The organism is Brevundimonas sp. UBA5936 (genome assembly GCA_002430835.1).
In the GTDB taxonomy this organism is placed as follows: Bacteria; Pseudomonadota; Alphaproteobacteria; order Caulobacterales; family Caulobacteraceae; genus Brevundimonas.
The window spans coordinates 1-6258 of record DJDA01000005.1 but is presented as its reverse complement, the minus strand read 5'-3'; the positions used below and the strand labels follow the sequence as shown (position 1 = coordinate 6258).

Annotated in this window: 6 protein-coding genes; all 6 read left to right on the top strand. The window is 68.2% G+C overall.

Annotation, left to right across the window (positions count from 1 at the left end; translation table 11 throughout):
• Nucleotides 1–21: 21 nt before the first annotated feature.
• Entirely contained in the window at nucleotides 22–684 is a 663-nt protein-coding gene (gene trmB / locus B2Y21_RS00550; protein WP_414632847.1) for a tRNA (guanosine(46)-N7)-methyltransferase TrmB, read from the top strand.
• 90 nt (nucleotides 685–774) lie between these two features.
• A complete protein-coding gene (locus tag B2Y21_RS00545) occupies nucleotides 775–2685 on the top strand; it encodes a methyl-accepting chemotaxis protein (RefSeq protein ID WP_292055925.1) in 1911 nt (636 codons plus the stop codon).
• 153 nt (nucleotides 2686–2838) lie between these two features.
• The gene (gene rimP, locus B2Y21_RS00540) at nucleotides 2839–3450 is read left to right on the top strand and encodes a ribosome maturation factor RimP (RefSeq protein WP_292055923.1); all 612 of its coding nucleotides are present in this window, start codon (nucleotides 2839–2841) and stop codon (nucleotides 3448–3450) included.
• Entirely contained in the window at nucleotides 3450–5192 is a 1743-nt protein-coding gene (gene nusA / locus B2Y21_RS00535; RefSeq protein ID WP_292055922.1) for a transcription termination factor NusA, read from the top strand. Before rimP ends, nusA begins: the two co-directional genes overlap by 1 nt.
• Nucleotides 5193–5210: 18 nt before the next feature.
• The gene (locus tag B2Y21_RS00530; protein ID WP_292055920.1) at nucleotides 5211–5876 is read left to right on the top strand and encodes an RNA-binding protein; all 666 of its coding nucleotides are present in this window, start codon (nucleotides 5211–5213) and stop codon (nucleotides 5874–5876) included.
• Between the two features lie 110 nt (nucleotides 5877–5986).
• Nucleotides 5987–6258, top strand: a 272-nt coding sequence (locus B2Y21_RS00525) for a translation initiation factor IF-2 associated domain-containing protein (protein WP_292055919.1), incomplete at its 3' end; no start/stop codon positions are given.

Below are 6258 nucleotides of genomic sequence, written 5' to 3'. Positions count from 1 at the left end.
TGGGCCAAGGCGCATGGCCCGCTGCGCTCCTTCGGACGCATCAAGTCGCGGCCGATCAAGGCGAAGCAGGCGGCCCTGTTCGACACCTTGATGCCGCGCATAGCCGTGCCGGACCCGGCCAAGGGGCCGATCGATCCTCAAGCCCTGATGCCGGGCGCGAAAGCCGCCTGGCTGGAGATCGGCTTCGGCGGCGGCGAGCATCTGGCGGCCCAGGCGGCGCGTCATCCTGAAGCGGTGATGATCGGCTGCGAGCCCTTCCTCAACGGCGTCGCCTCGGCCCTGCGTCACGTCGAGGAAGGCGGGCTTGAGAACGTGCGCCTGCACGCCGACGACGCCCGCGCGGTGATGGCGGCCCTGCCGGACGCCTCGCTGGACCGGGTGATGATCCTGTTCCCCGACCCCTGGCACAAGGCGCGCCACAACAAGCGCCGCTTCCTGCAGGACGAGACGGCGGTGGAGATCGCCCGCCTGCTGAAACCGGGCGGCAAGGTGCGCTTCGTCACCGACTGGCTGGACTACGCCGACTGGGCGCTGGAGCGTCTGGCGCGCACGCCGGGCCTGACGCGCCTTGAGACGGGCGCCGACTGGTTCGCTCCGCCCGAAGACCATGTCGTCACCCGCTATGAGGAAAAGAAGCTGGGCGACACCGATCCGATCTTCCTGGAATTCGAACGCCTGGCCTGACGCTACGACGCAGGAACTTCTGCGAACGGCGGTTTTCCTTGTGTTTACCTGAAGCCGTCACCCTGCTCCGACAGTCAGGGGATATGGTCTATGGGTAGTTTGACGATCAGCGGGCGGGTGAACCTGCTTTCAGTGCTGGCGGTGGCCGGGCTTCTGCTGGTCACGGGCCTGTCGTTGATGAAACTTGACGGCGTGTTGCGCGACGAGATCGCCGACCGCACCCGAAAGACCGTCGAGGTGGCCCATAGCGCCGTCGCCCACTATCAGGCCCAGGAGCAGCTGGGCGTCATGACCCGCGCCCAGGCCCAGGCCGCCGCCCTGTCGACCCTGCGCGCCCTGCGCTACGGCCAGGACGACTATTTCTGGGTCAACGACATGCAGCCGCGCATGGTGATGCACCCCTTCAGCCCGCAACTGGAAGGGGAGGATCTGAACGCCAAGACCGACGCCGACGGCGTCTTCATGTTCCGTGAAATGACCGAGGTCGCCCGGCGCGACGGCGCGGGCTTTGTCAACTACCGCTGGGCCAAGCCGGGCCAGCAGGAGCCGGCGCCCAAGGTGTCCTATGTCCAGGCCTTCAAGCCGTGGGGCTGGGTGATCGGTTCGGGCGTCTATACGGATCAGGTCGTCGCTACCGTAGGGCGGGCGGCCCTGGCCCTGGGCGGAATGGCGCTCGCCGTGGCGGCCGCCATGGGCGTCGCCGGATGGTTCCTGGGACGATCGGTCGCGCAGCCGGTGGTGGCCCTGGCCGCACGGATGAAGCGCCTGGCGGACGGTGACAGGACGACAGCCATTCCGGGCCTGGCGCGGCGTGACGAGATCGGGCGGATGGCCGGCGCCCTTGAGGTGTTCCGCGACGCCGCCATCGCCAATGACCGCCTGGAGGCCGAAGCTGCGGCCCAGCGTCAGGCGGCCGAAGAGGATCGCATCCGCATCGAGGCCGAAAAGGCCCGGGCCGCCGAGGAGGATCGCATCGCCATCACCGCCCTGGGCCAGGGCCTGAACGCCATGGCGTCGGGCGACCTGACCCACCGCATGACCGCGTCGGTGGCCCCTAAGGCGGAGCAGCTGAAGGTCGATTTCAACGCCGCCATCACGCAGTTGGAAAGCGCCATGGTTGCGGTCGTGGCCAATGTCGCGGCCATCCGCTCGGGCTCGAGCGAGATTTCTCAGGCCTCGGACGACCTGTCGCGCCGCACCGAACAGCAGGCCGCCAGCCTGGAGGAAACCGCGGCGGCTCTGGATCAGATCACCGCCACGGTGAACCGGACCGCCGACGGCGCCCGTCAGGCCTCGGGCGTGGCGCATTCGGCGCGCGACGACGCCGAGGGCAGCGGTCAGGTGGTTCGCGACGCGGTGGAGGCCATGAGCCTGATCGAGGCGTCGTCCAACCAGATCGGCGACATCATCGGGGTGATCGACGAGATCGCCTTCCAGACCAACCTTCTGGCGCTGAACGCGGGCGTCGAGGCGGCGCGCGCGGGCGACGCCGGCCGGGGCTTCGCGGTGGTGGCCTCCGAAGTGCGCGCTCTGGCCCAGCGTTCGGCCGAGGCGGCCAAGGAGATCAAGGCCTTGATCTCGGCCTCCAGCCAGCAGGTCGGCGCGGGGGTGGCCCTGGTCGGGCAGACGGGCGAGGCCCTGCAGCGCATCGTCGGCCGCGTGGCCGAAATCGATGGCCTGGTCGCGGAGATCTCGGCCTCGGCCCAGGAGCAGGCGACGGGCCTGCAGCAGGTCAACGCCGCCGTGAACCAGATGGATCAGGTGACGCAGCAGAATGCGGCCATGGTCGAGGAATCGACCGCCGCCAGCCACTCGCTGGCCCAGGAGGCTGACGTCCTGGCCGCCTCGGTGGCGCGTTTCCGCATCGGAGGGGCTGTCGCGGCCGAGCCTGCGCCTGAGCCCGCGCCGGCGCCCCGGACCGTCGCCGTGCTGAAGACCCTCGGTCGCGGCGGCGCCGCCGCTCAGCTGCAAGAAGTCGGGGACGACTGGCAGGAGTTCTGATCGGGCGACCTGATTGTCATGGGATGACGGCGGGGGCTGACACGGCCCCCGCTTTCGCCTATATGACCGCTCACATCGTTAGACCGACGTCCAACGGCGTCGTATCAAGCGGCGGCCCGGACGGACCGTCGCTTTTGTTTTTGGAGTAGCCGCTTGCGGGCCAAGACCGCCGAAGACCGTGCTCTGCTTGAGCTGATCGACCCCGTGGCCGAGAGCCTGGGGCTGGCGGTCGTGCGCGTGCGCCTGATGGGCGGCACCCTGCGTCGTCGCCTGCAGATCATGGCCGAGCGCAATCTCGATCACGACATCTCGGTCGAGGAATGCGCCCGCCTGTCGCGCGCCGTGTCCGAGGTGCTGGACGCCGCCGATCCGATCTCGGGCGAATATCTGCTGGAAGTCTCCTCGCCCGGCATCGACCGGCCGCTGACGCGCCTGATCGACTTCGACCTGTTCGAAGGTCTGGAAGCCCGTCTTGAAACCGACCGCATGGTCGAGGGCCGCAAGCGCTTCAAGGGCATTGTCGCCGGGGTCGAGGGCGAGAACGTCGCCATCGACCTGGACGGCGAGGACGAGACCGCCCTGATCCCCTTCGCCTGGCTGGCCGACGCCAAGCTGGTGCTGACCGACGAATTGCTGAAACGCGGCGCGGCCCTGCGCGCGGCGCGCGGCGAACCCGAAGACGACGGCCTGCCCGAGGGCGCGCCGGATGCTGAACAATCCTCCGCTGAACAATCCAACTCCGACTCCACTAAGGACGACGCCTGATGGCCGTGACCGGAATCTCCGCCAACCGCCTGGAACTGCTCTCCATCGCTGACGCCGTCGCGCGCGAGAAGAACATCGACCGGGAGATCGTCATCGAGGCGATCGAGGAAGCGATCCAGAAGGGCGCCAAGTCGCGCTATGGCGCGCACCACGACATCCGCGCCAAGATCGACCACAAGACCGGCGAGCTGAGCCTGACCCGTCACGTCACCATCGTCGGCGACGACTGGCAGCCGGAAGACGAGCTGGAAGAGTTCAACGACAGCGCCATGGTGCGCCTGCGCGACGCGCTGAAGCGCGACGCCGAGGCCGAGGTCGGCAAGGAATACGTCGAGATCCTGCCGCCGTTCGAGTTCGGCCGCGTCCAGACCCAGATGGCCCGCCAGGTCGTGACCGGAAAGGTCCGCGAGGCCGAGCGCGCCAACCAGTACGAAGAGTTCAAGGATCGCGTCGGCGAGATCGTCAACGGCACGGTCAAGCGCGTCGAATACGGCAACACCATCGTCGACCTGGGCCGCGGCGAAGGCATCATGCGCCGCGACCAGTCGATCCCGCGCGAAGTGTTCAACGTCGGCGACCGCGTCCGCACCTACATCTATGACGTGCGCCCCGAGGCCAAGGGCCCGCAGGTCATGCTGTCGCGCGCCCACCCGGGCTTCATGGCCAAGCTGTTCGCCCAGGAAGTGCCGGAAGTCTACGACGGCGTGATCGAGATCCGCGCCGCCGCCCGCGACGCCGGTTCGCGCGCCAAGATGGCCGTCCTGTCGAACGACTCTTCGATCGATCCCGTCGGCGCCTGCGTCGGCATGCGCGGCTCGCGCGTTCAGGCGGTCGTCGCCGAACTGCAGGGCGAGAAGATCGACATCATCCAGTGGAACGACGACGAGCCGACCTTCATCGTCAACGCCCTGGCCCCGGCCGAGGTGGCCAAGGTGGTGCTGGACGAAGAAGCCGACCGCGTCGAGGTCGTGGTGCCGGACGAGCAGCTGTCGCTGGCCATCGGCCGTCGCGGCCAGAACGTCCGCCTGGCCTCGCAGCTGACCGGCTGGCAGATCGACATCATCACCGAGTCTCAGGACTCCGAGCGCCGCCAGCGCGAGTTCGCCGAGCGCACCGCCCTGTTCCAGGAAGCCCTGGACGTGGACGAGACGATCGCCCAGCTGCTGGTCACCGAAGGCTTCGCCACGGTCGAGGATCTGGCCTTCGTCGAGCCCTATGAGATCTCCGAGATCGAAGGCTTCGACGAGGACACGGCTGAAGAGCTGCAGACCCGCGCCCGCGAACACCTGGACCGTCAGGCGGCCGAGCTGGACGCCAAGCGCGTGGCCCTGGGCGTCGAGGACGGCGTGCTGGAAGTGCCGGGCGTGACCGCCGCCATCGCCGTCGCCCTGGGCGAAGGCGGGGTGAAGACGGTCGAGGATCTGGCCGATCTGGCCACCGACGAAATCCGCGGCGGCTATGAAGTGCGCGGCGGCGAGCGCGTGAAGGTTCCGGGCGTGCTGGAAACCTTCAACCTGAGCCAGGAAGACGCCGAAATGCTGATCCTGCAGGCGCGCGTGGCCGCCGGCTGGATCGACGCTTCGGAACTGCCTCAGCCGGAATACGTCGAGGAAGAGACGCTGGAAGGCGACGTCGAGTTCGACGGCGAAGGCCAGGAAGACGCCCAGGCTGATGAAGCCGACGCTGACGCTGATGCAGAGGTCGTCGCTGACGACCTCGACGATCAGTCCCGCGACATGTGATGGGAGCCGCAGCTGTCCATGAGGTCGTCCGAGACGTTGATCGATAGGGATCGTCAGGACTTGGCGTCACGCCAGGTTCTCGATGAATCTCGCCTGATCCGTTTTGTCGGCGGCCCGGACGGCGCGGTGGCGCCCGATCTGGGGCGTAAGCTTCCGGGGCGCGGCCTGTGGGTCGCGGCCGACCGCGCCTCGCTTGAGGCGGCGATCAAGAAGAACCTGTTCGCGCGGGCGGCCAAGGCGCCGCTGAAACCCGCCGCGGACCTGCCTGATCTGGTTGAAAGCCTGCTGGTTCGGCGCTGTCTGGACCAGCTGGGTCTTGCCCGGCGCGAAGGCGTGCTTATCTCTGGGTTCGAGAAATGCGCTGCGGCGATCCGCAGCGGCCGCGCCGCATGGCTGATCGAGGCCGCCGACGNNGGGCGCGGCAAGCTTCTGGCCCTCTCCAGACACGCCTCGCCCGCCCCCGAAATCTGCGGGGCTTTCAGCGCGGACGATTTGAGTTTGGCCCTTGGGCTGGAAAATGCGATACACGCCGTCCTGCTGCGAGGCGGGCGGGCTGACCGTTGGACCCAGGAGGTTCAGCGGTTGGCGGGATTTCGACCTCTCTGTCCCCAGAGCTGGAACCGGGCGGGGCCCGAACACGGCGCAGAGGACGACCGGAGCGCGGCTCCGGAAGGAGAGCCTTAGGGTTTGAGCGGCGGCGGGCCTGTTTCCGAAACAACGGAGGCGGGGCCGCATTCTGCTATGGGTGATTGAGAGACGAAGGCGGAATTCTCCGCCCTGAGTAAAGCGACCGGATGAGCGACGAAAACAACAATTCCAACGACGGCAAGACTCCTGCCAACACGCCTTCGCAAACGGGGCCGCGCGCGCCGTTGAGCCTGAAGCCGCGTGCGGCGGGTTCGGTCTCGACCGGCACGGTGAAACAGAGCTTCAGCCACGGCCGTTCCAAGACCGTCGTCGTCGAGACCAAGCGCCGCGCCGGCCCGCAGGGCGGACATCAGCGTCCGCAGGGCTTCGACGTCGCGCGTCCGCGCCCCGAAGGCGGTGCGCCGCGTTCGGCCACGCT

Excerpts from the sequence above, each read along its gene's own strand:
- nusA (WP_292055922.1), top strand. The coding sequence starts at position 3,450 with ATGGCCGTGACCGGAATCTCCGCCAACCGCCTGGAACTGCTCTCCATC.
- B2Y21_RS00545 (WP_292055925.1), top strand. The coding sequence starts at position 775 with ATGGGTAGTTTGACGATCAGCGGGCGGGTGAACCTGCTTTCAGTGCTG.